The following is a 26,200-nucleotide window of genomic DNA, read 5'->3' on the forward strand; positions in this document are numbered from 1 at the left end:
ATGACACTATTCTTCTTTTAGCTCGCTATGTTGTTTAGCAGTCTTAATTAATAATTTAATATTTTCATCTGTTATATTAGAATTTGGAGCTAGATTTTTAAATTCATTTGCACTCATTTCACCTAAATCTTCTATAGTCTTAATACCATATTCAGCAAATTTTAATATTAATTCAGGATGTATTTCTAATATATCTATTAATTCCTGTTCAACTCCAAGCTCTTCAAGTTCTTTAACAATCTTTTCATTTTTAAGATTAACATAATTAATAGCTCTATTTCTAATCTCTACAGCTAGTTCTTCTTCAAAACCTTCAATATTCATTAAAGCATTAATATCGCTATTTGTAATTTGCTCTACTGTATTAAATCCACTAACTGATAAAAGCTGCCCGATTACTTCTTCAACGTCTAAAGCTTCCATAAATAATTCTGTAGAAGTTACAAACTCTTCATTTCTTCGTTTTGATTCTTGCTCTTCAGTCATTATATCGATGTTCCATCCTGTGAGCTTAGCAGCAAGTCTCACATTTTGCCCTCTTCTGCCTATTGCAAGGCTTTGATTCTCCTGCGAAACTACTACCTCTACTTTTCTTTTATCTTCATCAATAAGAATTTTTAAAATTTCAGCAGGTGCAAGAGCATTAATTATAAACTGTGCAACATCCCTATTCCACAATATTATATCAATTTTTTCTCCATTTAGCTCATTTGTTATAGCTTTTACTCTATTGCCTCTAATACCAACACATGAACCTATCGGATCTATACCATTTTCTGAAGCAAATACAGCTATTTTAGCTTTTGAACCAGCATCGCGTGCTACTGCTTTTATTTCGATCATTCCCTCATAAATTTCTGTTACTTCTAACTCAAATAGTTTAGCAAGCATCCTATCATCTGCCCTAGACAAAAATATTTGCGGACCTTTTGTTTCGTGCCTTACATCTTGCACATATGCTTTAACACGATCACCAACTTTAAAATTTTCTCCTTTAATCTGTTGTTCTCTCTTTATTATTGCCTCAGCACGATTAAGATCAACTATTATATCACCATATTCTATTCTTTTGACAACACCATTTATAACTTCACCTTTTCTATCTTTGAAATCATGATATTGTTTTTCACGCTCTGCTTCTATAACGCGTTGTGTTATGACTTGCTTTGCGGCTTGAGCTGCTACTCTTGCATGATCAATTGAAGGCAAATATTCATATATTTCACCATCAATTTTAGCTTCAGGATCTTTTTGCAAAGCTTCGGTAATTGAAATTTGTGTTAAATAATCTTCTACATTTTCTACTACTTTAAACACTCTTAAAAGATTTATTTCACCTGTCTTTCTATTTATTTGTGCTTTGATATTATATTCATTGCCGTATTTTTTTCGCCCTGCTACTTGCACTGCTTGTTCTACAGTTGATATCAAAACTTCTTTTGATATCCCTTTCTCACGAGCTACAGAATCTATAATTTGTAAAATTTCTATGTTACCTATATTAGACATATATTATATTACCTTGTATTACTTTTATTCTCAGAACCTAATAATTTTTTAAACATTTCTTCCGTTAAAACTAGGTTAGCACTTTTAATTAAATCGTAATTAATTATTACTTCTTGGTTTTCCCATTTTAAATATACTTTATCGTCTTTAGCCTCAATTATCGTACCTTGATAACGGCTTCTACCATTTAATAATTCTTTAAGCTTAATTTTAACTTCTCGTCCTGCAAATCTTTTATAATTTTCAAATTTTACCAATGGACGTTCAACACCACTTGACGAAACTTCTAAATAATATGCCTCTTCTATCAAATCTTCAACATCTAAAATAGCCGAAATAGTATTGCTTGCTTTAGTGCAATCTTCTACTGTTACTTTTTGATCATCAAGCTTGTCTATCAATATCTCAACTACTTTAGAGCTTAGACCTTTAACACGCACAAGCACTAACTCAACCCCCATATCACTTAAGGTTTCTTCTATCAGATCTGTTATTTGTTGTTCAATAATTTGCATTTGTAAATTTGTAACAAAAAAGGTGGGATAACCCACCTTCATTTATTTTTATATTTGTTTCCCTTATAAGGGCAGGATACACTAGTAAATATATATTGGCAATATTTATTTGACAATAAAAAGAACTATATGTTCTAATGAAACGGACAAACACCTATTAATGGTGAATCAAAAGCTTCTGGTATCGAACCAAACCCCTCTATATGAATATCAACATCTTCAACGCCCCATCCCTTTAATGTCTGCTGTATAGCAGTACTAAAAGAGCTAGAAGTGCAAACTTCATAATGGCTATCGTGATTTTCTAAAATATCGCTTAAAGATTTTTTAGTCATTCTACCGCTATGATGAGTATAATGTTTATGATAAGAAACGTTAATATTATGTGACTTTGCAATATTGATTACTTCATCTAATTGAAATGTATCACTATTTTCATTTTTAGTAGAATGAATAACATGGATGTATTGTTGGAACGGAATATCCTTTTTACTTATTATCTCATTTATTATAGAGATAGAATGGCTTTCTCCTGATCCACCACTAATAAGAACAAGATCTTTTGTGGTTTCTATATCTGACTCAATATATGAGGGCTGCACTTTTACTAGCTGATTTTCATTATTAAATAAATAATTTGTTACAGTCCCATTAGGGTTTTTCTTTATTAAACATTCATAATAATGCCCCTCATCATCATGACCAGTTTTCATAACTGTAAATTCACTATATTTGCTTCCTACTTTAATAGTAATAATTTGTCCATGTTTATGAGGTGTTACTTCTTGTTCATTCTGTCTATAAAATTTTATTTTTGCTGTATTTCCATCAGCATTTTTCATTTCTATCTTTATTTTATGCTCTTCAAAACTTTCTATTTTATATTCTTTTAACTCTTTATATTACTTTTCTTCAGTTTTTACAAAATACGCTCCTACTTCATTTAATATTTCTTTTACTAACTCATTACCATTTTCTACATTTGATATAAGCTTTTCAGCAACAGGGGGATATAGATGTGCAGGAATATTACGCCCTACATGTAAGCTAACAATTTTTGCTACCGCTTCATTGAATTTATGATCATTATCTAAAGCTGATTGTATAATTTCTGAAATATTTACTTCATCTGTTTCATTATATGAATTTAAAACCTTTAAAATAGCATTTCCAGTAAGATTTAAAAAATTTTTCATTAAATTTGGTTGTATTCCCTTTTCTGGTTCATTTGAATTGAAGCTACTACTATTAAAATATTCATCTACCACAGCTTTATAATTAGCTACCAAACTCCCATAAAAATTTAATGATTTAGTAATATCGAAATTTTTAAATAGTCTGGTTGCATCTTTCATTTCTTTTGCTGTAATTACTTTAGACATAGTCACTCCTTGTTTATAATGGTAAATATATTATAATATGTATTTTAAATACATATTATAATATATAGACTTATATAAATGTTTTTTTGTATATTCAAGATAAAAATAAGTAAAATTTTTATGCAGTTAACAAGTTTTACAGATTATGGATTACGTAGTCTTATATATCTTGCATCTAAACAGGGGAAAATTTGTAGTATTAAAGAAATAGCAGTGTACTATAATATTTCACTTAATCATTTAGTAAAGGTAATACACAAATTAGTACTATTAGGATATATTAGTAGTAGTAAAGGAAAAGGAGGTGGAATTAGATTAGCATCTCCCCCCTCTTCTATAAAACTTGGAGATATAATAGAGAAGTTAGAGCCTAATATGGATATAGTAGAGTGTTTTAATAAGGATACTAATCAATGCAGAATTACTAATTCGTGCCAATTTAAACATTTTATTAAGGAGGCAAGCAATGCATTTATAAAAACACTTAATAATTATACATTAGAGGATGCAATTAATAATAAATTGATTTAAAGTGTCTTTTTTCTCTGACCTACTATTAAAAACTCTTTATTTCCTTTAGCTCCGAGTATTGGGCTTTCTATAATACCGAATATCTCAAAATGATGCTCTTCCTCAAGCCAAGTTTTAATTTTATCGCACACTTTTTGATGGAGTAACAGATTTTTAATAATTCCCCCCTCCTCTACCTCATGCTTTTCGACTTCAAATTGTGGCTTGATTAGAGCTATAAGCAAACAATCTTTCTTAGCTAAGGTAAATGAAGCTGGCAAAATAGTAGTTAAGCTAATAAAGCTTGCATCACAAACTATCAAATCAGGCTGAGTAGTTATTTGTTTATCGGTTAAATATCGTGCATTAGTCTTTTCAAGCACTATAATTTGTGGGTTATCACGCAATCTATGATGCAGCTCACCATAACCAACATCTACCGCAAAAACTAACTTTGCTTCCCGCTCTAATAAAACTTCCGTAAAACCACCAGTACTGCTTCCAAGATCAATGCAAACCATACCGCTCGGGTTAATTTTAAAATGATCTAAAGCACCAATTAGCTTCAATGCTCCTCTTGAAACATAATTATGTTTTGGCAGTTTTACCTTAATGTCAGTGTCATTTACATTAACTTGTGTTCCGGCTTTGGTTAATTGCTCATGTTTACTATGCACTTTACCCTGCATAATTAGACTTTGTGCTATTTGGATACTTGGAGCAAAACCTTTTTGCAGTAAAAATTCATCAAGTCTTATTTTAGTCATTGTAAATTAAGTAATACTTGATTTTGTAGCTTAAACAATTCTGAAGCACCTGCTTTTGCAAGTTTTAACATTTCTAAAAATTGCTCTTCAGAAAAAGGTTTTTTTTCTGCCGTTCCTTGAATCTCAATTAGGTTTCCATTACCTGCAAACACAAAATTACTGTCTACTTCAGCGTCACTATCTTCTAAATAATCCAAATCTAATATAGGCTGACCTTTATATATACCGCAAGAAACGGCAGCAACTTGGTTAATTAACGGGTTTATTTTTAAAATTCTTTTCTTCATTAATGATCTAATAGCTAAATGCAAAGCTACATAACTCCCTGTTATGGCGGCAGTCCTAGTACCGCCATCGGCATTAATCACATCACAATCTATAGTAATTTGTCGCTCACCAAGTTTTTGTAAGTCAATTATCAAACGCATCGTTCTGCCTATTAAACGCTGTATCTCTTGCGTTCTGCCTGACTGTTTACCTTGCACCGCTTCCCTTTTATTACGCTGAGATGTAGAACCCGGGAGCATGCTATACTCTGCGGTAATCCATCCTCTGTTCTGGTTACGTAAAAATGGCGGCACTGTCGTATCATAACTTGCACTACACATAACATGAGTGTTGCCTATTTTAATAAGACATGATCCTTCTGCGTTAATAAGAGGAGATAATTCTAATGAAATAGGACGTAATTGATTGCTTTTTCTGCCTGACTGCCTCATAATGTAAATTTATACCTCTAATAGATGAAGAATAGGTAGACGAAGTTTTATTTGGAAAAGATTTTAAATAAAACAAGTATACCCCATTGAAAATTTTAGATTTTTTATTATATCTTATACTATAAGTAAATCAATAATAGTTATACGATGACGGACAATAATATAGAAAACAATGAAGAAGAAATAAATGATATTATCGAAGAAACACAAAATACTGATACTAATTTAGAAATAGCAGACTTAAAAGCCCAAATAGAGGAGCTGAAAGATAAGCTAATTAGAGCAAGTGCTGAAATAGATAATACGAGAAAGCGGTTAGAAAAAGCACGTGATGATGAAAGAGATTATGCAATTACTACATTTGCTAAAGAGCTTCTAAACGTTAGCGATAATCTATCTAGAGCGTTAGAGCATAAACCACTAGACGCTTCAGTAGAAGTAACAAATATTATTGCTGGTGTTCAGATGACTAAAGATGAGCTAGATAAAGTATTTCATAAACATCATATAGAAGAAATAAAGCCGGAAGTAGGATCAGCATTTGATTATAATTTGCATAATGCAATTTCTCAAATAGAGCATCCCGATCATGAACCTAATAGCGTTATTAATATAATGCAAGTTGGCTATAAAATTAAAGATAGATTACTTCGTCCTGCAACTGTTCAAGTAACAAAAAAGTAAATATATATGAATAAAACCGCTATATTTTGGCTTCTTTTTATAGGAATTTTTATAAGTGGTTTTATGCTAATTTCAGAGGCAATAAGACCATTTTTTATTGCTTTTATAATTTCTTATTTACTTCAACCTGCTATAGAATTTGTTGCGTCAAAATTTAAATTATCAAATAAAATTTCATCTATTGTAGTTTATTTGATATTTTTAAGTATATTTTTTACTGCACTTACTCTTTTAGTACCAGTAATTTACGGGCAGGTCTCTACCTTAGTGAATAATATCCCTAAATATAAGGATTATTTTCAAGCAGAGATATTACCGCCTATAATGACAAAAATTTATGCAGTAGAGCCTAATATCGCTGATAAGATAAAGGATTCTTTAAGTAATTTCATAAATAGCATATTCACTATACTTGGTAGTCTTGCGAATAATTTTTGGCACTATACTCTCATTACAATTAATATATTTGTCTTATTTTTACTTATCCCTATAATATTATTCTATTTCTTACGTGATTGGACGAAAATTATCGAAAATATGAAATCATTACTACCGCTAAAAAGCAAGCACAAAATCCTTGGAATATTATCCTCTATTAATAGCCTGCTTGCTGCTTATATAAGAGGTCAGCTAAATATCTGCTTAATGTTATCTATCTATTATAGTATCTCATTTACTGTAATAGGTATTGATCTTGCTCTTTTACTTGGAATCCTAACAGGTTTTTTAGTTATCATTCCTTTTATCGGCACTTTTATCTCTTTTCTTCTAACTCTAACTGTCGGATATTTAACTTTTGGTGCAACTACAAAACTGTTTTATATAATAGTGGTCTATTTGATCGGAAATATTTGTGAGTCATATATTCTAACACCTAAAATTATTGGTGATAAAATAGGGCTGCACCCGCTTTGGATTATATTCTCAATTTTTGCTTGCGGTAGTCTATTTGGCTTTATTGGAATATTTTTTGCTATACCAATAGCTGGCGTCACAAAGATTTTACTTTTTAATGCGATTAAGTTATATAAATCTAGTAGATTTTATCGTTTGGAGGGGTAAAATGTGTTATACTAATACGACTCTATGTCTACCTACATAAGACTTTGTTGCATGGCTCGAAAAACAAGTACAATGTCATCCCCGCGAAAGCGGGGATCCAGCATAAAGCGAGACAAAGCGAGCTTTTAATTTTAAAAACTTGCTGTATTTATGCTTTTTTTCCTGGATTCCCGCTTTCGCGAGAATAACAAATATTTCTTTCGCTAGTGCAAATACTTTCCATCCATGCTTTATCTCTTATCTCCTCAAAAGAAGCTTTTGTATTTTTTTTATGTTTTGCAAAAATACCTCCCAAATCTTTAACCTCTTCAAATTTAATAAAATACCTTATACAAAAAAGGCTCAAGTAAAACAATGGTGTGCAGCAAATGGTAAAAAATAACTTCCAACTATAGCTATTAATTATCAATTTCCATATTTGTTCAACAGGAAAAATACTAAAGGCTGCCATAAAACTAATCACAATAGTAGTATCAATAAATAATGAGATACAAGTACTAACATTGCTCCTTAACCACAAATATTTCCCGTTGGTTGATTTGCGTATCCATAAATATAAATTAACATCAATTGCCTGAGCAATATAGCATGCGATAATAGAGGCAAGGAATGCTACACTATAATAACTAAATACTTTATTAAATGTCTCATCATTGATTTTTGACCATTCAATAGCCGGCAAGTAACTTATAAATATAATAATTATAGTAACTAAAATATTCATATATATTGCTAATCTGATGCAAAAATTAGCTTTTTCCTTTCCGTATAGCTCAGTAATTATATCAGTAATTAAAAATGTTAAAGGGTATAATATTGCTCCTGCAGATAACTCAAACTTATGAAATGGTATTTGTAACATAACAAATTTTTGATACATTAAGTTACCAAGTATTATAAGAGTAGAAAATAATATACAAAGTCCTACATAAATTTTTTCGCTATTTGTCATAGTTAGCTATTTATCTCTCCGCTATTATCTATTATTATAAACCAAACTATTATAATAAATAATTTACAAAATAATGACAAACACTAAATATTACCCAGAAGTTAGCTCAAATGCTGATTTTGCAGTCATAGAGAAAGAAATATTAAAATTTTGGCAAGATAATAATATATTCCAGAAATCTATTGATAATCGTACTGGAGATGCTAAGTTTATCTTTTATGATGGTCCGCCTTTTGCCAATGGGTTACCTCATTATGGGCATTTACTTACTGGCTTTATTAAAGACGTATATGCCAGATATCAAACAGTTAGAGGCAAGAAAGTAGAACGCCGTTTTGGCTGGGATTGTCACGGGCTACCCGCTGAAATGCAATCTGAAAAAGAACTCGGTATTTCAGGACGTCTTGCTATTACTAATTTCGGAATAGAGAAGTTTAACGCTCATTGCAGAGATTCGGTAATGAAATATGCCGGCGAGTGGGAGCAATACGTAACACGCCAAGCAAGATGGGTAGACTTTAAGAATTCTTATAAAACGATGGATAAGAATTTTATGGAATCAGTGCTTTGGGCATTTAAAGAGTTATATAATAAAGGATTATTGTATGAATCTATGCGGGTAATGCCTTATTCTTGGGCATGCGAAACTCCACTTTCTAATTTTGAAACGAGACTTGATAATTCATATAGAGAGCGAGCGGATAAAGCAGTAACAGTTAGTTTTGTACTGGACGAGATTCCTGCTTTCGCAGGAATGATAAAAGGGGAAGAATACCGAATCCTGGCTTGGACGACAACGCCATGGACATTGCCGTCAAATCTAGCCTTAGCAGTCGGTAGCGATATTGATTATGCATTAGTTCCTAAAGATGATATTTGCTATATCATAGCTGCCTCTTCAGTTTCTAAATATGCAAAAGAATTAGAGTTAAAAGGCGATGAGCAATTTACGATAATCAAAGGCTCAGAACTTCAAGGATTAAGCTATAAGCCGTTATTTGACTATTTCAAAGATCATCCGAATAGCTTTAAGATATTTGCCGGCGATTTTGTTGTTGAGGGTGATGGCACAGGGTTGGTACATATGGCTCCTGGCTTTGGTGAAGATGACCAAATACTTTGTGAGCGGGAAGGCATAAAACTTGTTTGCCCTGTGGATAATAGCGGTAAGTTTACCAAAGAAATCCCTGATTTAGAAGGTTTACAAGTATTTGATGCAAACGACAAAATAATAATCAAGCTGAAAGAGCAAGGCAATTGGCTAAAAACTGAGCAGTATATCCATAATTATCCGCACTGTTGGCGTACGGATACCCCGCTTATATATAAAGCTGTTCCGTCATGGTATGTAAAAGTTGCCGAGTTTAAAGATAGAATGGTAGAGCTGAATCAGCAAATTAATTGGATACCTTTCCACGTTAAGGACAATTTATTTGGTAAATGGCTTGAGAATGCTAGGGATTGGTCAATAAGCCGCAATAGATTCTGGGGAACACCTTTGCCGGTATGGAAGTCTGACGATCCAAAATATCCACGCATAGATGTTTACGGCTCTATAGAAGAGCTAGAAAAAGATTTCGGTGTTAAGATTACTGATTTACATCGTCCTTTTATTGATGAACTTACAAGACCAAATCCCGACGATCCAACTGGTAAATCAACAATGCGTAGAATAGAAGACGTATTTGACTGTTGGTTTGAAAGCGGCTCAATGCCGTACGGACAAGCATACTACCCTTTTGAAAATAAGCAGTGGTTTGAGGATCATTTTCCGGCAGATTTCATAGTTGAATATTCAGCACAAACACGTGGTTGGTTCTATACTTTAATGGTATTATCTACTGCCCTATTCGATCGTCCACCGTTTTTAAATTGTATATGCCACGGGGTAATCTTGGATGCCACCGGTCAAAAATTATCAAAACGTCTAAATAATTATGCTGATCCGTTAGAACTATTCGACAAATACGGCTCTGACGCTTTAAGGGTAACAATGCTTTCTTCAAATGTAGTTAAAGGGCAAGAGTTACTGATTGATAAAGACGGCAAAATGGTATTTGATACGCTTCGTTTATTTATCAAACCTATCTGGAACGCTTACCATTTCTTTACTATGTATGCTAATGCCGACCATATTAAAGGCGAACTTAATTTTACATCTGAAAACGTTTTAGACAGTTATATATTATCTAAGCTCAAAATAGCGGTAGAGAAGATTAAAGAGAGTTTAGACAATTTTGATACTCAATCAGCTTATCATGCAGTTTCAGATTTTTTTGAAGTACTAAATAACTGGTATATTAGACGAAGCAGAGCTAGATTTTGGAAAAGCGAAAAAGATACAGATAAGCAAAATGCTTACAATACTCTATATACCTGCTTAGAGACTATGGCTACCTCTATGTCGTCTCTAGTGCCGCTTATTTCGGAAGCGATATATTTGGGATTGCGTCATAAACAACCAGACGTCATTGCGAGGAAAGACTTAAGTTTTGACGAAGCAAGCTCAGGACATTCTCACGAGATTGCCACGCCACTTTCAGTGGCTCGCAATGACGGCTCTATTTCTGTCCATCTATGCAACTATCCTGATCTTTCAGAGTTTAAAATAAATAGTGAGCTAGTGGATACTATGGATACTGTGCTAGATATTTGTAGTAACAGCCTATTTATCAGAAGTAGCGAAAACGCACGTGTAAGACAACCGCTTAGCAGTATAACTATTATCAGCAAAAATAATGATAAACTAAAAGATTTTGAAGATTTGATTAAAGATGAGATCAATGTTAAATCAGTAATTTATCGTGATGATTTAGAGAATTATGCAAGCAAAAAACTATCGATTAATTTCCCGTTACTTGGCAAGCGTCTTCCGACTAAAATGAAAGATATAATAGCTGCTTCTAAAAAGAACGAATGGGAAATAACAAACGGCGGTTTAAAGATTTGTAATGAGACCTTAAATAGCGATGAATACAAGCTTATATTAGAGCCTCATTCACATATTAAAGGTGCTAGCAGCTTTGCCCATAATAGCAGTTTATTGATACTTGATCTCGAGCTAACCCCTGAGTTAATAGACGAAGGAATAGCTCGTGACATTGTGCGCTTCATACAACAAGCTCGGAAAAATGCCGATTTTGCCATAACAGACAGGATTTTAATTGATATAGATTTACCAAAAATAATTGATATTTATGGTGAGTTTATTAAGGAACAAACCTTAGGTGAATTTGTTAAAGATTTCACCCCTGATCATATTAGTGAAATCGAGCTAGAAAACCACAAACTACAACTAAAAATTAAGAAAGTAAACTGATAGTTAATTCATTAATATTTAGTTAATATTTTATATTGATAATTTACCTTTATTACTTTATAGTACGCCCGCTATAAATTAATTAAGGTAAATTATGTATAGAAGCTTCTCTTTTAAAGCTCTAAGAGATTCTTTTAAAAATGAAAAACAAATTTTAAAAGAAAAAATTAAAGAACTTATAAAAACCAAAAAAATTAATGATGTTGATCCTATACATGGAACAGCATTAAATAGAGCAGTTAAGATAGGTGATAAAAAAACTAATAAATAAATTATTAGATAAAAAAGTTGATATAGATAATGCTATTTATTTTGCAATAGGTCATGAACATACCCTAGAAGAAATTAAAACATTAATTTCCTTATCTCCAGCAGAACTTCTTAATGAGTTTCTTTATAAATCTGTCCATAAAGGACGTTTAGATTTAGTTAAATATTTTATTGAAGAAAAAAAAGTTTGATGTGAACACTACAATTAATAATCCTCTACATGGAGGGGCTATATTAAGTATTGCCGCCATACAAGAACTTATTGACGTAATAAATTATCTCCTAGAAAAAAAGGCGATTCCATCTCAAGGTGTCATATCCGCAATACTAAAAGGTAATGTAGAAATCTTAAAAAAGTTATTTGAATATGGTGCAACAGCTAAAGATAATTATTCAGAAGACCTTGTTGCTTTATTAGTAAATGCTGCAATACCAGCTAATGATCCTACTTATTGCAAAAGTTCGAATTCTGAAACAAAAGAAGACTTATCTAATTATGTAAAAACGCTTGAGTTTTTATTAAAGCATGGTGGTAATCCTAATGCTGAAATTCTAGAAAGAGGCACAGTAATTCTTATAGTATTATCTGCACTTATGGATGAGCCAAAAAATGATAAATATAAAGCTATAGGTAAATTATTAATTAAGCATGGGGCTGATACTCCGAAGTTTAAAAGTTATACAGAAATTATAAACAATCTAATAATAGAAGAAATAATAGAAAAAGTAATACAAGAAAAAAAATAGAAGCTGATCTTGAGCCTAAGACTGATGTAGAGACTAAAACAACACAAATAAGTTCTGGATTAAACGACGTCCCTAAATTAAAATTCTCTTCTCTTGAGGAAATTAATACATTTAAAGAAAATCAAACCTCTTTAGGTGGTGAAACGGATATAGTTGAATCTGAGTTTTTTGATAGTTAGTTTAAATCTGCTTTTTCATCCTAATAACCATATGTCATTCCTGCACGAGGCTTGCCCCGTGTGGATAAAAAACGTAATTGATGTCATACCGTGGCTTGGGAACTAGATCCAGAAAATAATAAAAAATACTAATTTTATTAGTATTTTTAACTGGATCCCGTGAATAAATCACGGGATGACAGGGGAAAATGATCCACGCAGGGCAAGCCTTAAGCGGGAATGACATACTATTTGCTTCTAGTTCGGTAGGATGAAGCCTTATTATTTGTAGAAGTCAAGATTTGATCTTACAGACACTATAAAAATTATATCTGAATATCTGATAAATTATGACTGTCAGATGAGTATTCAAGATATAAGATTTCATTGTTCTTTTCAATAGCTAATTTCTTACTATCCTTAAAAGTTTGCATAGGCGTTTTACCATAACAATATTTTCCTGAATGTGGTCGCTCATTATTGAAATGCTCTAACCAAATATCAAGATCTAATTGTAAATCATCAAGATCAGTGTAGATCCTTTTCCGCATAGCTGTATCAAAGAATTCTTGTGTCATAGTTTTATTAAAACGTTCACACATACCATTTGTTTGAGGAGAATATGCTTTAGTAATAGTATGTTCTATACCTTCGATACTTAGAAATAATTCAAAAGCATGATGCTCTATATTTCCCTTATATTCTGACCCGCGATCTGTCAGAATACGAAGTATTGTATGCCTTGAGTTTCATACCATGGTAACACGCGGTCATTAAGCATATCAGCAGCAGTTAAAGCTGTTTTATCAGTATATAGTTTAGCATCAGCTACTCTGCTATAGCTATCAATAAATACCTGAGAATAAACCTTACCTATACCCTTAAAATTTCCTACATAATATGTATCTTGGCATCCTAGATAACCTGGATGCTGTGTCTCAATCTCGCCATGGGCTTCTTTTTCGCTACGTCGTTTCTCTAGTACTTGTAACTGAGATTCAGTAAGTACAATACCATCCTGAGCCATCCTTGCTTCTAATGCTTTAAGCCTTTTATTGATATTGTTTAAATCATTACGTAACCAAATTGATCTCACTCCTCCAGGTGATACAAGTATACCGCTCTTCTTAAGCTCATTTGATACTCTTAGCTGACCATATGCTGGATATTCTATTGCCATATCCATTACTGCCTTCTCTATCGCTGGATCAACTCTATTGGCTATTATTGGCTTCTTCCAGCTAATCTCATACAACGCTTCTTCACCACCAGTTTCATACAGTTCTTTAAATCTGTAATAACTATCTCTGCTATAGCCCATCGCTTTACATGCTGATGATATGCTACCAAGACTCTTAGCGAGTTCTAGTAATCCTAATTTTGGCTTTATTATTTTTTGATTTAAGTTCATTTCTTATCTCCATTTAATAATTAATTTATTTTACTAAATGTAAGATCAAATCTCAACTATTACATATTATTCATCCCCTATCTTCAACGCAGCAATAAAGGCAGATTGTGGGATATCGATATTGCCATACTGCCTCATTCTCTTCTTACCAGCTTTTTGCTTCTCGAGCAGCTTACGCTTACGGCTTATATCACCGCCGTAACATTTAGATAACACATCTTTACGCAATGCCTTAATAGTTTCACGGGCAATAATACGACTGCCGATACTTGCCTGAATTGCAATATCAATCTGCTGTCTTGGTATCAAATCCTTTAGCCTTACACACAAAGCCCTACCCCTCTGCTCAGCACGAGAGCGATGTACGATTGTCGATAACGCATCAACTGCCTCTCCGTTAACCAAAATCCCAAGTTTAACAAGCTCAGATGGTTCGTATGTATCCATTTGCCACTCAAAACTTGCATAACCTTTGGAGCAACTTTTTAAACGATCGTAAAAGTCATATACTATTTCATTTAGGGGTAATTTATATACTACTTTTGTCCTATTTGCTATATAGCTATGATCCAGCTGCATGCCTCTTTTTTCAGTACAAAGCGTTAATACTGCACCTAAAAACTCATCAGGCACCATTATAGTTGCTTTTATCCAAGGTTCTTCCATTGAATCGATTTTTTGCAAATCAGGTAAATCGGCAGGATTATGAATCTCTAGACTTTCACCCTCCCGCATATGAATTTTATATACCACACTTGGAGCAGTAGTGATTAAATCTAAATCAAATTCTCTACTTAAACGCTCTTGTATAATCTCTAAATGTAGCAATCCTAAAAAGCCGCACCTAAAACCAACCCCCAAAGCAGAAGAACTTTCCATTTCATACTCAAAACTGGCATCGTTAAGACGTAACTTTGCCAGCGAATCCTTTAAATGCTCAAATTCCGAGCTATCTGTCGGATAAAGCCCGCAGAATACTACCGGCAAATTTGGTTTAAACCCGGGCAGAGCTTGCTCACAAGGCTTCTTCTCATCGGTAATAGTATCACCAACTTTACAATCTGCTACCTGTTTTATAGAAGCAGTAAAAAAGCCGATTTCCCCTGCATTTAAAACATCTGAAATATGTTTTTTGGGAGTAAAATATCCAACATTCTCTATTGTATAAACTGAATTCGTTGCCATCATTTTGACTTTCATATTCTTACGTAACGATCCATCAATAACACGCACTAAAATAACCACACCAAGATACGGGTCATACCAACTATCAACAAGCAGTGCTTTTAAAAAATCCGTATCACTCTCTTTTGGCGGAGGCAACTTATTTACGATCGCTTCTAAAACTAAATCAATACCTATACCACTTTTGGCAGAAATCAATACCGCCTCACTCGCATCAATCCCTATTATGTCCTCTATTTGCTGCTTTACCTGCTCAGGTTCTGAAGCCGGTAAGTCAATCTTATTAAGTACCGGTACTATTTCATGATCATTCTCAATTGCCTGATAAACATTAGCAAGAGTTTGAGCCTCCACCCCTTGCGTACTATCAACCACTAATAATGAACCCTCACATGCTGCAAGCGATCTACTAACCTCATAAGCAAAGTCAACATGCCCAGGGGTATCCATCAAATTTAAATAATATGTGTTGCCGTCTTTAGCCTTATATACAAGCCGTACAGTTTGGGCTTTAATCGTTATACCACGCTCCTTTTCAATATCCATCGAATCTAGTACTTGCTGGCTCATTTCTCTAGCTTGCAAGCCACCACAATACTCAATTAACCGATCAGCTAAAGTAGATTTACCGTGATCGATATGAGCGATTATTGAGAAGTTTCTTATATATTTTTGATTATTCATAATTATTGTGATATAATTTGCGTTTTGTCACCATACGTCATTGCGAGGAGATGCAACGCATCGACGCGGCAATCTCATAAAATAGAATATAAATCCTGAGATTGCTTCGTCAAAACTTATAGTTTTTCCTCGCAATGACGGCTATAGTCACGATAATATACAATAAAACTAAAATATATAACAGGAAAAAATAATGCGAGCGGAAATAGAGAATTACGTTAAGAAAATTGAGCAGTCTTTAGAACTGCTTCGGAGGTCACTTTGACGTCGAAACATCAGCAGCTAGATTAGCAGAGTTAGAAGAGCTAACAGCAAATCCTGATCTATGGAATGATCAGGCTAGTGCTCAAAAATTACTGCGAGAAAAAAGCACTCTAGAAGAACAATTAGGAGCTTATAATAAAATTAAATCTAATCTAAAAGATGCGTTAGAGCTTGAAGAAATGGCTGAAGCCGCAAATGATCTAGAGATAATGCAGCAAGTTGAGAAAGATTTACAATCCTTAAGCACTATTGCAGCAAAATTTGAAACTGAATGTTTGTTTTCAGGTGAAGCCGATAATAATAACTGCTTTTTGGAAATAAATGCCGGAGCCGGCGGAACAGAAAGCCATGATTGGGCGTCTATCATGATGCGTATGTATTTACGTTTTGCCGAAAGATTAGGCTTTAAAACTGAGATAATCAATATGATTAACGGCGAAGAAGCAGGCATCAAATCATGCACGATTAGGATAATCGGCAAGCGTGCTTATGGCTGGCTTAAAACTGAAGCAGGGGTGCATAGGCTGGTGCGTATTTCGCCGTTTAATGCAGCAGGTAAACGCATGACCAGCTTTGCAAGTAGTTGGGTATATCCGGAAATTGACGACAATATAGCAATTACTATTGAGGATAAAGATTTAAGAATCGATACTTTTAGAGCATCAGGAGCGGGAGGACAACACGTTAATACCACCGATTCAGCTGTGCGTATCACTCACATACCGACCGGCACAGTTACACAATGCCAAAGTGACAGATCGCAACATAAAAATAAAGCTCAAGCTATGAAAATGCTACAAGCAAAGCTTTATGAGCTTGAAATGCAAAAACGTACTGATAGCGTCAATGAGCAGAATGCCGCTAAAACTGATAACAGCTGGGGACATCAGATTAGATCGTACGTGTTGCAGCCATACCAAATGGTGAAAGATTTACTCACCGATTACGAAACATCTGACACTAAGGGCGTACTTGATGGCGATCTTGAAAAATTCGTCTCAGCAAGTCTAGCTATGAATGCTGGCAGTGGGAAATAATAATGAACAAATTCTCCAACAGGCAGTTGGATAAATCCCGTGGAGTCAATCTTGCTACTATCATCCCGTGGCTTGTCCACGGGAGGTATTGTTGCGTGGATCAAAAAACGTCTTGGATGTCATTCCTGCGAAAGCAGGAATCTAGTATAAAGCAAGATAACCTAAGCTTTTAATTTTAAAAATTTGCTGTATTTATGCTTTTTTTCCTGGATTCCTGCTTTTAGCTAAAAATGACATCGGAGCCACGCAACAATGCCATAACAGATAGACGAAATTTAATTTGGAAAAGAGTGAGGAATCCTTTTCAAATTAAACGAACATATCATTGATAGGGGTAAGGAAATCTCACCCTTATATCACCTACTATACTAACTTCATACTTTTCACTTGTTTCTTCTTCTAAATCTTTTAATTGACCCAATATATTTTCATCATCCTTTTTTTCTTTAATATTATATTTATTAGGAACATATTTTGACATAATTGGTATTTTTAAATTTTATTATGATTGACTATACCGAAATAGTCATTGCAAGAATTAAAGGGCATTATTGCATGGCTCGATTTTTTGTTGTCACCCCGTAATGGTATTATTGCGTGGATACCAATTAGTCATTGCGAGCGAATAAAAGGAGCGTGGCAATCCAGAAAAAATAATAAAAAATGCTATAAGTTAGCATTTTTTATACTTCCTTGCTTTGTCAATTACTTCATAATTTCCTCGCAATGACAAATCACATATAAGACTTCAATTATTCTGCAATTTCAGTACTGCGTACTACGTCACCCAATGCATCAACTTCATCAAAATCTTGTGAATTACTTACTTCCTCCTCACCAGTTTCAGATGAAATCACCATAGAAGCATCAGTAAGCTTTTCAGCTTCAGGTTTATCATCACCCTGCTCACTTTCTTTTAATGAGTTAAGCTCTTTCTCAATAACTGCTATTGCTTCAGGACTTAATTCAGAAGCTACAACCGCCTCACTTTTATTTTCATCAGCTCTAACATCCCCAGCTATTTCATCTTTTACTTTTGTTTCAATACCATCATTAATTTTCTCTTTCGACATAACTTAACCTTTATTTAAATTAAAATTTATATAAATTAGCATTTATGTAAAAATAAACTTAATTTAAATTTATCTTTATAGATAAAATAGTTACTGAGGTTTTGCTATTATTCAAGGAAATACATATTACAGTATTATAAATAATTAGTTAATTATTTATAAATTTTATTGAAATATAGGGGCTTTTAGTAAGAAATTATATGATTTGAGGTATTAATAAAAATTAATATTATTGTGATTTATATCGTTAAAAATACAACATAAGGAGATAAAATTATTATTGAAAAAAACTTTCAGAAATAGTAAGGATTACTATCTCTGAAAAAAAGAAGGGGAAGTAATGCCTTAAGATTTAAGGCATTACGACTAGTTAATTAAGTTAGATTTGCATGCAGAAGCTTAAATTGTAAGCAAGTTCAAGTTAACTAACTTTATTATTTTAAGGTTTAGTGAGCGTCTGCAACAACATGACTTCCTAATAATTCAGGATTATAGTCAGCAACAGCTTTACTATAATCACCAACATTATAACCACCGCCACCTTTTGCAGGATCACTATCTATTGAAGCATCCCAACCGCTGACATTTCCAAGACCTTTATCACCAACAAAATATTTATTGATTTCTTTTTGATCTGCAACAGTATTGACTTTTCCATTTAGGTGTTTGCCAAACATAGTACATAGACCAGTCATTGAATAAAGTTCTTTTGGAGTTAAGTTTGTCCAAATTTCTGAAAGCTGTTTAATTGCACCTTTTTTGCTACCATCTGTATCGTTAGCAGCATCACCTTCAAGAGAAAGTCTAGCACACTCAAACAGATTAGCATTTGAACCTTGACCAAATTCCATAGACATACCATTAACAAGCGATGGTGTGATACCTGCATCATGTAATTTTTTAAGGAATGTGGTACCGTTTCCATTAAAGCCCATTAAGCCAGGAGCCCCGTCTACAGGTAAGGTATAAGAAATTTTTATATCAGATTTTGCTTTAATTACTTCGGTTATGGCTGCAATATGTCTATCTAAAGCATCTGTATGACCTAAGAAACCACCTTCAAAGTCAATTAAGGTTAATCCATAATTTGCAATAGCTTTCAAATAAATATCAATGATTTTCTTAACATCTGATATTGGAGTTTCTATTGGTTCATTTGATGCACCACCAAAAGATAAAATTACATCACCACCATTCTTTCTAATATTATTAATGTATGTTTTGTAATAATTAGAAATTGTTACATCACCATCATATTCTTGACTATCAATTCCATAATACATCTTTAAATTACCGCCCCAGCAAGCTTTATGGCTTCCACTAGCAGTATCAAATGCAGCTGTAATAAATCCTAAGAAATAACCTTTTAAATTATATTCTGCAGCCCATTTATCAATAGGAGGAGTTGACCAAGCAGTTGAATCAACAAAAGGAGAACCTTTAACCCAATTACCAGTATTCCATTTTGCAGGACCTTTTAAAGCTTCATCTGTAGAAGCATAATATGAACTAGAAGCAGAAGTATTACCTGCAAAGTCAACTGCTGAAATATTAACTTGATATTTTGTATTAGCAGCTAAATTCTTTAAAGATATACTGTTAGTTGTGGTACTTGCTTCATGATCCGTTGTTTCATTAGTTGCTCTATATTTTACTATATATTTATCAACACCTGTTTCTTCATCTATACTTGGAGTCCAGTTTAAAGAGAAACCTGTAGGACCAGAAGCAGCTGTTACTATATCTTCTACTTTAGTTGGAGGAGTATGATCTTCAGGTATTACAATAGGCTTACCATTAAAGGTAAAATCAGTAGGTAATGTAGGATAAACAGAAGTACTAGAAAAATTAACACCAAAAGTTAAGGTTGTAGAACTTTTAGCTTTTAATAGTGCCATATACTCAACAAACTTCCTTTAATTACAGGTCCGGTAAATGTTTGTTGAGCGAAACCTGTATATGCTCTAATTTCACTACCTGGAGTAATATTTTGTATTTTACTAACATCAAAACTTATTGCAGGAGAATTTACATCCTCATCTGTATTATTTCTGACTGTAATTTCTAAAGGAAGATACCAATCAGCTTGGTCTTTTCCCCATTTTGACCTAATCATATAATGTAATGGCATAATAACCTCCATATAATTTATTAATTTGAAATTAAAGATAGATTGAATGACAAAACTATCTTTATAATTATATTATTACTAGAGTTTTTGATGCTAAACAAGAAATTATAAACTAAATAGTTGAAAAAATTATATAACACTACAAAGAAATTATACTATTAGAAATTAAGATTTATTAACTAAACAACCCTCAGCTATAAGCTGAGGGGTTATAAAGTGGAATCGATTAGAAATCGATCATCATTCACAGGTTCACCTTCCTGTTCATCAATATAGTGCTGTATCATTTCATCAGTTATATTACCTGAACTGACTGCCATATAGCCCCTAGCCCACAAATGATTGCCCCAAAATTGTTTTCGTAAATGAGTAAATTCTTGCAATAAAATTCTTGAGCTAATGCCTTTTAAATACTGTACTAACTTGCTAAGAGATATTTGCGGCTTATATGAGATAAACATATGTACGTGATCACATGATATTTTCCCTGAAATTATATGTACTTCATGTTCCATACAAATCTGCCTCAGTAAATCTCTATGGTAAATTAAGTTGAAGTTTGCGTATTAAAGAATTGAATTAAAGCATTATATAATTGATCAAATTGAGTAATTGTAGTTTTAATCCATCGCTTCATATTGACCCAAAATTTCTCTATTGGATTTAGATCAGGGGAGTAAGGTGGTAAGAATATTATCCTACAACCTACTGATTCTATTAGTTCTTTGGTCCTTTGAGACTTATGGAAAGCAGCGTTATCCATCACTACAACTTGTCCAGGTTTTAGCTCTTTTATTAAAAATTCTCCAACCCAACTTTCAAATAATTGTCTATTACATGTTCCATTAAATATCATCGGTGCTATACACTCTTTATTAACATAACCAGCTATGATATTTGTTCTGTTGTAATATTTACCGCTTTTTTTACCAATAAGTTTTTCGCTTTTTTTGCCCCATCCTCTATCTTTGCAGATATTTATCTCAATACCACTTTCATCAATATATACAAGATGTTCTATTGGTGTATCTTTTATGACCTCTTGGTACTTATCTCGCTTTTCTTGACTTGCTTCCAAGTAGGAAAAGTCTTTTTTTTATAGCTAAAACCTAGTTGCTTTAACCAATAATACGCACCCACAGAACTCATATTAAAATACGTACCCATTTCTAATAATGTGAAATTAGGATTAGAACTCACGTACAACTCAACATCTTGACTTGTTACCCGTCCTTTTTTGCCTCCTATTCTTCTTGCTAAATAATGTCCTTCGGACTTATATCTCTTATACCAATTCCTTACTGTGTTTGCTGCTATTTCAAATCTTATCGCAGTGCTATTGCAGCTATTACCTCTTTCTACATATCCTATAACTCTTTTTCTAAAATCTTGACTATATGATCTTGGCATTTTCCTTTATATATATCATCCCTATACTCAAACCTCAACTTAATTTACTATAGTCCTTTCCGATACTTTGCCTATCAATATTCTCTTCCTATATTTTGGTATCCATATAAGATGCACTTTTAAATCATACTGACTATGACTATTCTTTCTATAACTTCTCATATTTCTTGATATAAATTCATTGCTAAAGCAATTTCATTATATCTTCCCTTCGCCTAAAGGCGAGGGATTTTTGATCCCCGAAGGGGGACATTAAATTTATATTTTACTGAAATTAGCAGTAAATATTGAATGTACGTATACTATTTATTATATTAATAAAAATTAATTATGTTGTTATTTTATAATGTAAAAAAACCACAATAATAGAATCAACGTTAGAATAGATATTATTTACTCACTTTATATTTAATTCAAACGAGTTACAACTCAGCAATAAAATAATAAAAATGCAAATTATATTGCTATCTTTACCCAAAAATAAAATTTTTTGATGCAAAAAATAATATCTTTTTAAAATACTGTTAATTTTCCTGAAAAAATATAGTAACTTAAATAAGTATACAGTAGATACTTTAAGATTTGAAAGTTGAATAAGTGGTGAGCTTGCGGAGCGTAGAAAACTAATTGAATAAAGGCGAATATCAAAGAATTCACTTGAATCAAGCTTTTTGAATGAAGCTATACCGAATCTTGAAGTATCAAAGGTATTAAGTTAAAAATTAAAATTATAGTAAGTTATTAGAGTTATGGAAGATATTGACATTTTGCAGAATAAATTTGAAGCTTGCGATTATGGCAAAAAACTAATTGATAAAATTAAAGAATTAAATATCACAGCAAAAAATCCTATAGATATTAAAGAAATCGAAAAAGGACTTTATTATGCTCGTAAGTATCACGAGGGACAAATGCGTCAATCAGGTGAGTCTTATTATACCCATCCAATAGAAGTAGCAATAATGTTAGCTGAGTTTGCAGCTCATGAAGCACCAAAGCTTTACAAATCTTATATGATAATTGTTGCTCTGCTTCATGACACAATAGAAGATACTCATTTAACACATGGGATATTAGCAAAATTTTTGATAAAGATATCGCAGATAATGTAGAACGCTTAACAAGAATTAAACCGCATGGAAAAATAAGCTCTGGTGAAATGTTAAATTTATTAATTCAAGAAAAAAAATATGATATAGCACTTATCAAAGTATTTGATCGTCTACATAATTTACAAACCATAAATGCTAAATCTCCTGATAAAGCTTTAAAAACAGTTAAAGAAACTATAGAAAGCTTTTTACTTATAGCTGCATATCTTGAGATAAGAACTATAGAACAGCAATTATTAAATGTATGTGTTAATTTTATAGAACAAAATTTTCCTTATAAAAGTGAACAGAGTAACTTACTTAATACAACAACTTTTAAAAACTCTATTTTAGACTCTCAAAATGATTTTAAATAGTGAGTTAAAATTTTAATGCATTAATTAAATCGCTTTTATACCTCCAATGTGCTGCTCCGCCACTTTCTGCATGATAATGCATATTTTCATCACGTGTCTGTATTTCTATTCTATATTGATCTTCAGTTATGATAACAGTATGTAAAGATTGGTAACCATTTGATTTAGGATTAGCAATATAATTTTTTATCTTATCTTTTTCATACTCATATAAATTATGTACTATCTTTAAAGTTTTATAGCATTTTTCTTCATCTAATACTACTATCCTAATTGCGAAAATATCAGTTAATTGTTCTATTTTTATTCCCTTACGATACAACTTATATAAAATTGATACGGGATGTTTAATTCTACCTGTTATTTTAGCAGTAATATCATGTTTAGATAAATTATGACTTAAATGTTTAATAACTTTTTGAAACAACACTACCTCCTTAATTTATTAGCAGTAGCAAATTAATTTTTATAATTGCTATTATAAAAAAAGTTGTAGAAATCAAGATTTGAGAGGATTCCCTAGCCCGATTTCAAAATAAAATTTTCATTTATCTTATTATAAAGATTATAAGTTTTTGCTTAATTCAACCAATTAAAGACTAAAGGTTGGGAGGTGTATCATAATTAATTAAAAATTACTTGCAATATTAAATCTCAAGTAATTAGGCAAATAAATTTCAGCCTTAGACCAGTAACCAAAAAATTTTTATTTTTACCTCTTGAACTAATGAAAATAAAATATATATAGTATGTACATTTAAAATATTTATATAATTTGGAGGTTAGAATGTCTTTTAAACCATTATACGATAGAATTGCAATAAAGCCTATCGAACATGAAGAAAAAACTAAAGGTGGAATTATTATTCCGGATACTGCTAAAGAAAAACCAATGCAAGGTGAAGTTGTAGCAGTTGGCAAAGGCGTTCGCAATGAAAAAGGCGAAGTGCATCCTTTAGAGTTAAAAGTAGGTGATAAAGTTCTATACGGTAAATGGGCTGGTACTGAAATTAAAGTCAATGGTAAAGAGCTTATCGTAATGAAAGAAAGCGATGTATTTGGTATTATTAATTAATTATTTGTTTTAAGGAGAATTTAAATATGGCAACAAAACTTATTAAGCACGGCTCAAAAGCACGTGAGCAAATGCTAGAGGGGATCGATATTTTAGCTGATGCAGTAAAAGTTACTTTAGGTCCAAAAGGCAGAAATGTACTTATCGAGCAATCATTTGGAGCACCAAAAATTACTAAAGATGGTGTTACAGTAGCAAAATCTATTGAATTAAAAGACAAAATTAGAAATGCTGGTGCTCAGCTGTTAAAATCAGCTGCTACTAAAGCTGCTGAAGTTGCAGGCGATGGAACAACTACTGCAACTGTTCTTGCTAGAGCTCTAGCACGTGAGGGTAACAAGCTTGTTGCTGCTGGTTATAATCCAATGGATTTAAAACGTGGTATGGATTTAGCGGTAAATACAGTATTAGAAGAAGTTAAAAAAGCTAGTAAAAAAATCGATAGCCAAGAAGAAATAGCACAAGTTGGTACTATATCCTCAAATGGTGATAAAGAAATCGGTGAAAAAATTGCTAAAGCAATGGAAGAAGTTGGCAAAGAAGGCGTAATAACTGTTGAAGAAGCAAAGAATTTCAGCTTCGATGTTGAAGTAGTTAAAGGTATGATGTTTGATAGAGGTTATTTATCACCATATTTTGTAACAAATCCTGAGAAAATGGTTGCTGAACTTGAAAATCCTTACATCTTGTTATTTGAGAAAAAATTATCAAATCTACAACCAATGCTACCTATCCTTGAAGCAGTAGTGCAGTCACAACGTCCTTTATTAATTATCGCTGAAGATGTTGAAGGTGAGGCTCTTGCAACTTTAGTAGTAAATAGATTACGTGGCGGTTTAAAAGTTGCAGCTGTAAAGGCTCCAGGCTTTGGTGATAGAAGAAAAGCGATGATGGAAGATATTGCTATTTTAACTAATGGTGAGCTTATAACCGAAGATTTAGGCATGAAGCTTGAAAATGTTAGCCTTAAAAGTTTAGGTCATGCAAAAAGAGTTACTATCTCTAAAGAAAATACTGTAATCGTTGACGGCAACGGCGATAAGAAAAATATCGAAGAGAGAGTATTACAAATTAAATCACACATCGCTGAAACTACTTCTGACTATGATAAAGAAAAATTACAAGAGCGTTTAGCAAAACTTTCTGGCGGTGTTGCTGTACTTAAAGTTGGCGGTGCTACTGAAGTTGAAGTAAAAGAGCGTAAAGACCGTGTTGAAGATGCACTTGCTGCTACACGTGCTGCTGTTGAAGAAGGCGTTGTTGCTGGTGGTGGTGTGACGTTACTACATGCTTCACAAGCTTTAAAAAATCTGAAAGTAGAAAATAAAGACCAACAAGCAGGTATTGAGTTAGTAATCGAAGCTTTAAAAGATCCAATAAAGCAAATCGTTGAAAATGCCGGCGAGAATGGCGGCGTAGTAGTTGGTAAATTACTAGAGCATAAAGATAAGAATTTCGGCTTTAACGCTCAAGATATGCAATATGTTGATATGATTAAAGCAGGAATTATTGATCCAGCTAAAGTAGTACGTACTGCTTTGCAAGATGCAGCTTCTGTTGCTTCATTAATTATTACTACAGAAACTTTAATTGTTGATGAGCCTGAAGATAAAGAAAACCCAATGCCAATGCGTGGCGGTATGGGTGGCATGGGCGGAATGGGAGGTATGGACTTCTAAAGCCAACCTGTTATTGCGAAGAGTCGTAGACGACAAAGCAACCTCAAGATATAGTGCTAAGTGGCATCTTGTGGCTTGACCACGGGGTTATGTCATTCCTACGAAAGCAGGAATCCAGAAAAAAGTCTGTCATACCGCGGCTTGACCGCGGTATCTCAGGACACATTCTATGGCACAAGATCCCGTGAT

Annotated in this window: 25 protein-coding genes and 3 pseudogenes; 11 read left to right on the forward strand and 17 right to left on the reverse strand. The window is 32.8% G+C overall.

Annotated features, from left to right (window positions below):
- Positions 1–6: 6 nt before the first annotated feature.
- From nusA to ACICQC_RS05635, 4 genes are all read right to left on the reverse strand, one after another.
- Entirely contained in the window at positions 7–1,509 is a 1,503-nt protein-coding gene (nusA, locus tag ACICQC_RS05620; RefSeq protein WP_395476308.1) for a transcription termination factor NusA, read from the reverse strand.
- Between the two features lie 8 nt (positions 1,510–1,517).
- Positions 1,518–2,024, reverse strand: coding sequence for a ribosome maturation factor RimP (gene rimP, locus ACICQC_RS05625; RefSeq protein ID WP_395476309.1), 507 nt, complete (start codon positions 2,022–2,024; stop codon positions 1,518–1,520).
- A gap of 134 nt (positions 2,025–2,158) precedes the next feature.
- A complete protein-coding gene (locus tag ACICQC_RS05630; protein ID WP_395476310.1) occupies positions 2,159–2,866 on the reverse strand; it encodes an FAD-dependent oxidoreductase in 708 nt (235 codons plus the stop codon).
- Positions 2,867–2,926: 60 nt separating this feature from the next.
- Positions 2,927–3,406, reverse strand: a complete 480-nt coding sequence (locus tag ACICQC_RS05635) for a hypothetical protein (RefSeq protein ID WP_395476311.1) — start codon at positions 3,404–3,406, stop codon at positions 2,927–2,929.
- 120 nt (positions 3,407–3,526) lie between these two features.
- On the opposite strand from ACICQC_RS05635, the gene ACICQC_RS05640 reads away from it, so the two are divergent.
- Positions 3,527–3,937, forward strand: a complete 411-nt coding sequence (locus ACICQC_RS05640; protein WP_395476312.1) for an Rrf2 family transcriptional regulator — start codon at positions 3,527–3,529, stop codon at positions 3,935–3,937.
- Here the strand turns inward: ACICQC_RS05640 and ACICQC_RS05645 are convergent.
- Both ACICQC_RS05645 and rph read right to left on the reverse strand, forming a co-directional pair.
- Positions 3,934–4,683, reverse strand: coding sequence for a TlyA family RNA methyltransferase (locus ACICQC_RS05645; RefSeq protein WP_395476313.1), 750 nt, complete (start codon positions 4,681–4,683; stop codon positions 3,934–3,936). The two genes, ACICQC_RS05640 and ACICQC_RS05645, sit on opposite strands and share 4 nt — an antisense overlap.
- Positions 4,680–5,402 carry a ribonuclease PH gene (rph, locus tag ACICQC_RS05650; protein ID WP_395476314.1) on the reverse strand — a complete coding sequence of 241 codons (723 nt, stop codon included), beginning with the start codon at positions 5,400–5,402 and terminating at the stop codon, positions 4,680–4,682. Before rph ends, ACICQC_RS05645 begins: the two co-directional genes overlap by 4 nt.
- 147 nt (positions 5,403–5,549) lie before the next feature.
- Between rph and grpE the strand changes: the two genes are divergently transcribed.
- Both grpE and ACICQC_RS05660 read left to right on the forward strand, forming a co-directional pair.
- The gene (gene grpE, locus ACICQC_RS05655; RefSeq protein ID WP_395476315.1) at positions 5,550–6,086 is read left to right on the forward strand and encodes a nucleotide exchange factor GrpE; all 537 of its coding nucleotides are present in this window, start codon (positions 5,550–5,552) and stop codon (positions 6,084–6,086) included.
- A gap of 6 nt (positions 6,087–6,092) precedes the next feature.
- A complete protein-coding gene (locus tag ACICQC_RS05660; protein ID WP_395476316.1) occupies positions 6,093–7,148 on the forward strand; it encodes an AI-2E family transporter in 1,056 nt (351 codons plus the stop codon).
- Between the two features lie 307 nt (positions 7,149–7,455).
- On the opposite strand, the pseudogene ACICQC_RS05665 reads toward ACICQC_RS05660, so the two are convergent.
- Positions 7,456–8,100 (reverse strand): annotated as a pseudogene (locus ACICQC_RS05665) (queuosine precursor transporter); the annotation flags it as partial.
- 73 nt (positions 8,101–8,173) lie between these two features.
- Between ACICQC_RS05665 and ileS the strand changes: the two are divergent.
- From ileS to ACICQC_RS05685, 4 genes are all read left to right on the forward strand, one after another.
- The gene (gene ileS / locus ACICQC_RS05670; RefSeq protein WP_395476317.1) at positions 8,174–11,419 is read left to right on the forward strand and encodes an isoleucine--tRNA ligase; all 3,246 of its coding nucleotides are present in this window, start codon (positions 8,174–8,176) and stop codon (positions 11,417–11,419) included.
- 94 nt (positions 11,420–11,513) lie between these two features.
- Positions 11,514–11,690 carry a hypothetical protein gene (locus ACICQC_RS05675; protein WP_395476318.1) on the forward strand — a complete coding sequence of 59 codons (177 nt, stop codon included), beginning with the start codon at positions 11,514–11,516 and terminating at the stop codon, positions 11,688–11,690.
- Positions 11,668–11,880, forward strand: coding sequence for a hypothetical protein (locus ACICQC_RS05680; RefSeq protein ID WP_395476319.1), 213 nt, complete (start codon positions 11,668–11,670; stop codon positions 11,878–11,880). Before ACICQC_RS05675 ends, ACICQC_RS05680 begins: the two co-directional genes overlap by 23 nt.
- Position 11,881: 1 nt before the next feature.
- Positions 11,882–12,436, forward strand: a complete 555-nt coding sequence (locus ACICQC_RS05685; protein WP_395476320.1) for a hypothetical protein — start codon at positions 11,882–11,884, stop codon at positions 12,434–12,436.
- Between the two features lie 484 nt (positions 12,437–12,920).
- Here ACICQC_RS05685 and ACICQC_RS05690 read toward each other — a convergent pair.
- Positions 12,921–14,005 (reverse strand): annotated as a pseudogene (locus tag ACICQC_RS05690) (IS481 family transposase).
- Between the two features lie 66 nt (positions 14,006–14,071).
- Positions 14,072–15,874: a translation elongation factor 4 gene (gene lepA, locus ACICQC_RS05695; protein WP_395476321.1), complete on the reverse strand. Its 1,803-nt coding sequence runs from the start codon at positions 15,872–15,874 to the stop codon at positions 14,072–14,074.
- A 193-nt stretch (positions 15,875–16,067) separates the two neighbouring features.
- Between lepA and prfB the strand changes: the two genes are divergently transcribed.
- Positions 16,068–17,175 (forward strand): peptide chain release factor 2 gene (gene prfB, locus ACICQC_RS05700; RefSeq protein WP_395476322.1). Its coding sequence is split into 2 segments (ribosomal slippage): positions 16,068–16,136 and positions 16,138–17,175, totalling 1,107 coding nucleotides; the frame shifts between segments, so codons are not numbered across the junction.
- 322 nt (positions 17,176–17,497) lie between these two features.
- Here prfB and ACICQC_RS05705 read toward each other — a convergent pair.
- The 7 genes from ACICQC_RS05705 to ACICQC_RS05735 form a co-directional block, all read right to left on the reverse strand.
- A complete protein-coding gene (locus tag ACICQC_RS05705; RefSeq protein ID WP_395476323.1) occupies positions 17,498–17,656 on the reverse strand; it encodes a hypothetical protein in 159 nt (52 codons plus the stop codon).
- 271 nt (positions 17,657–17,927) lie between these two features.
- Entirely contained in the window at positions 17,928–18,248 is a 321-nt protein-coding gene (locus tag ACICQC_RS05710) for a hypothetical protein (protein ID WP_395476324.1), read from the reverse strand.
- Between the two features lie 446 nt (positions 18,249–18,694).
- The gene (locus ACICQC_RS05715) at positions 18,695–20,146 is read right to left on the reverse strand and encodes a fibronectin type III domain-containing protein (protein WP_395476325.1); all 1,452 of its coding nucleotides are present in this window, start codon (positions 20,144–20,146) and stop codon (positions 18,695–18,697) included.
- Positions 20,134–20,379, reverse strand: coding sequence for a hypothetical protein (locus tag ACICQC_RS05720; protein ID WP_395476326.1), 246 nt, complete (start codon positions 20,377–20,379; stop codon positions 20,134–20,136). The genes ACICQC_RS05715 and ACICQC_RS05720 overlap by 13 nt, the downstream gene beginning before the upstream one ends.
- A 209-nt stretch (positions 20,380–20,588) precedes the next feature.
- A complete protein-coding gene (gene tnpA / locus ACICQC_RS05725) occupies positions 20,589–20,894 on the reverse strand; it encodes an IS200/IS605 family transposase (protein WP_395476327.1) in 306 nt (101 codons plus the stop codon).
- Between the two features lie 32 nt (positions 20,895–20,926).
- Positions 20,927–21,457 carry an IS630 family transposase gene (locus ACICQC_RS05730; protein WP_395476328.1) on the reverse strand — a complete coding sequence of 177 codons (531 nt, stop codon included), beginning with the start codon at positions 21,455–21,457 and terminating at the stop codon, positions 20,927–20,929.
- The gene (locus tag ACICQC_RS05735) at positions 21,412–21,789 is read right to left on the reverse strand and encodes an IS630 transposase-related protein (protein ID WP_395476240.1); all 378 of its coding nucleotides are present in this window, start codon (positions 21,787–21,789) and stop codon (positions 21,412–21,414) included. Before ACICQC_RS05735 ends, ACICQC_RS05730 begins: the two co-directional genes overlap by 46 nt.
- 749 nt (positions 21,790–22,538) lie before the next feature.
- Between ACICQC_RS05735 and ACICQC_RS05740 the strand changes: the two are divergent.
- Positions 22,539–23,257: pseudogene (locus tag ACICQC_RS05740) on the forward strand (HD domain-containing protein).
- 4 nt (positions 23,258–23,261) lie between these two features.
- Here the strand turns inward: ACICQC_RS05740 and ACICQC_RS05745 are convergent.
- Positions 23,262–23,684, reverse strand: coding sequence for a bifunctional (p)ppGpp synthetase/guanosine-3',5'-bis(diphosphate) 3'-pyrophosphohydrolase (locus ACICQC_RS05745; protein WP_395476329.1), 423 nt, complete (start codon positions 23,682–23,684; stop codon positions 23,262–23,264).
- A gap of 360 nt (positions 23,685–24,044) precedes the next feature.
- Between ACICQC_RS05745 and ACICQC_RS05750 the strand changes: the two genes are divergently transcribed.
- Complete coding sequence (locus tag ACICQC_RS05750; protein WP_395476330.1) at positions 24,045–24,332, forward strand: co-chaperone GroES; 288 nt, start codon at positions 24,045–24,047, stop codon at positions 24,330–24,332.
- Between the two features lie 26 nt (positions 24,333–24,358).
- Positions 24,359–26,011: a chaperonin GroEL gene (groL, locus tag ACICQC_RS05755; protein WP_395476331.1), complete on the forward strand. Its 1,653-nt coding sequence runs from the start codon at positions 24,359–24,361 to the stop codon at positions 26,009–26,011.
- Positions 26,012–26,200: the final 189 nt, after the last annotated feature.

Source organism: Rickettsia endosymbiont of Pantilius tunicatus (genome assembly GCF_964291875.1).
Classification (GTDB): domain Bacteria; phylum Pseudomonadota; class Alphaproteobacteria; order Rickettsiales; family Rickettsiaceae; genus Rickettsia.

What these genes read in the sequence shown, in the direction of transcription:
- nusA (WP_395476308.1), bottom strand. Translation starts at nt 1,509, where the DNA reads ATGTCTAATATAGGTAACATAGAAATTTTACAAATTATAGATTCTGTA.
- rimP (WP_395476309.1), bottom strand. Translation starts at nt 2,024, where the DNA reads ATGCAAATTATTGAACAACAAATAACAGATCTGATAGAAGAAACCTTA.
- ACICQC_RS05630 (WP_395476310.1), bottom strand. Translation starts at nt 2,866, where the DNA reads ATGAAAAATGCTGATGGAAATACAGCAAAAATAAAATTTTATAGACAG.
- ACICQC_RS05635 (WP_395476311.1), bottom strand. Translation starts at nt 3,406, where the DNA reads ATGTCTAAAGTAATTACAGCAAAAGAAATGAAAGATGCAACCAGACTA.
- ACICQC_RS05640 (WP_395476312.1), top strand. Translation starts at nt 3,527, where the DNA reads ATGCAGTTAACAAGTTTTACAGATTATGGATTACGTAGTCTTATATAT.
- ACICQC_RS05645 (WP_395476313.1), bottom strand. Translation starts at nt 4,683, where the DNA reads ATGACTAAAATAAGACTTGATGAATTTTTACTGCAAAAAGGTTTTGCT.
- rph (WP_395476314.1), bottom strand. Translation starts at nt 5,402, where the DNA reads ATGAGGCAGTCAGGCAGAAAAAGCAATCAATTACGTCCTATTTCATTA.
- grpE (WP_395476315.1), top strand. Translation starts at nt 5,550, where the DNA reads ATGACGGACAATAATATAGAAAACAATGAAGAAGAAATAAATGATATT.
- ACICQC_RS05660 (WP_395476316.1), top strand. Translation starts at nt 6,093, where the DNA reads ATGAATAAAACCGCTATATTTTGGCTTCTTTTTATAGGAATTTTTATA.
- ileS (WP_395476317.1), top strand. Translation starts at nt 8,174, where the DNA reads ATGACAAACACTAAATATTACCCAGAAGTTAGCTCAAATGCTGATTTT.
- ACICQC_RS05675 (WP_395476318.1), top strand. Translation starts at nt 11,514, where the DNA reads ATGTATAGAAGCTTCTCTTTTAAAGCTCTAAGAGATTCTTTTAAAAAT.
- lepA (WP_395476321.1), bottom strand. Translation starts at nt 15,874, where the DNA reads ATGAATAATCAAAAATATATAAGAAACTTCTCAATAATCGCTCATATC.
- ACICQC_RS05705 (WP_395476323.1), bottom strand. Translation starts at nt 17,656, where the DNA reads ATGTCAAAATATGTTCCTAATAAATATAATATTAAAGAAAAAAAGGAT.
- ACICQC_RS05710 (WP_395476324.1), bottom strand. Translation starts at nt 18,248, where the DNA reads ATGTCGAAAGAGAAAATTAATGATGGTATTGAAACAAAAGTAAAAGAT.
- ACICQC_RS05715 (WP_395476325.1), bottom strand. Translation starts at nt 20,146, where the DNA reads ATGGCACTATTAAAAGCTAAAAGTTCTACAACCTTAACTTTTGGTGTT.
- ACICQC_RS05720 (WP_395476326.1), bottom strand. Translation starts at nt 20,379, where the DNA reads ATGCCATTACATTATATGATTAGGTCAAAATGGGGAAAAGACCAAGCT.
- tnpA (WP_395476327.1), bottom strand. Translation starts at nt 20,894, where the DNA reads ATGGAACATGAAGTACATATAATTTCAGGGAAAATATCATGTGATCAC.
- ACICQC_RS05735 (WP_395476240.1), bottom strand. Translation starts at nt 21,789, where the DNA reads ATGCCAAGATCATATAGTCAAGATTTTAGAAAAAGAGTTATAGGATAT.
- ACICQC_RS05750 (WP_395476330.1), top strand. Translation starts at nt 24,045, where the DNA reads ATGTCTTTTAAACCATTATACGATAGAATTGCAATAAAGCCTATCGAA.
- groL (WP_395476331.1), top strand. Translation starts at nt 24,359, where the DNA reads ATGGCAACAAAACTTATTAAGCACGGCTCAAAAGCACGTGAGCAAATG.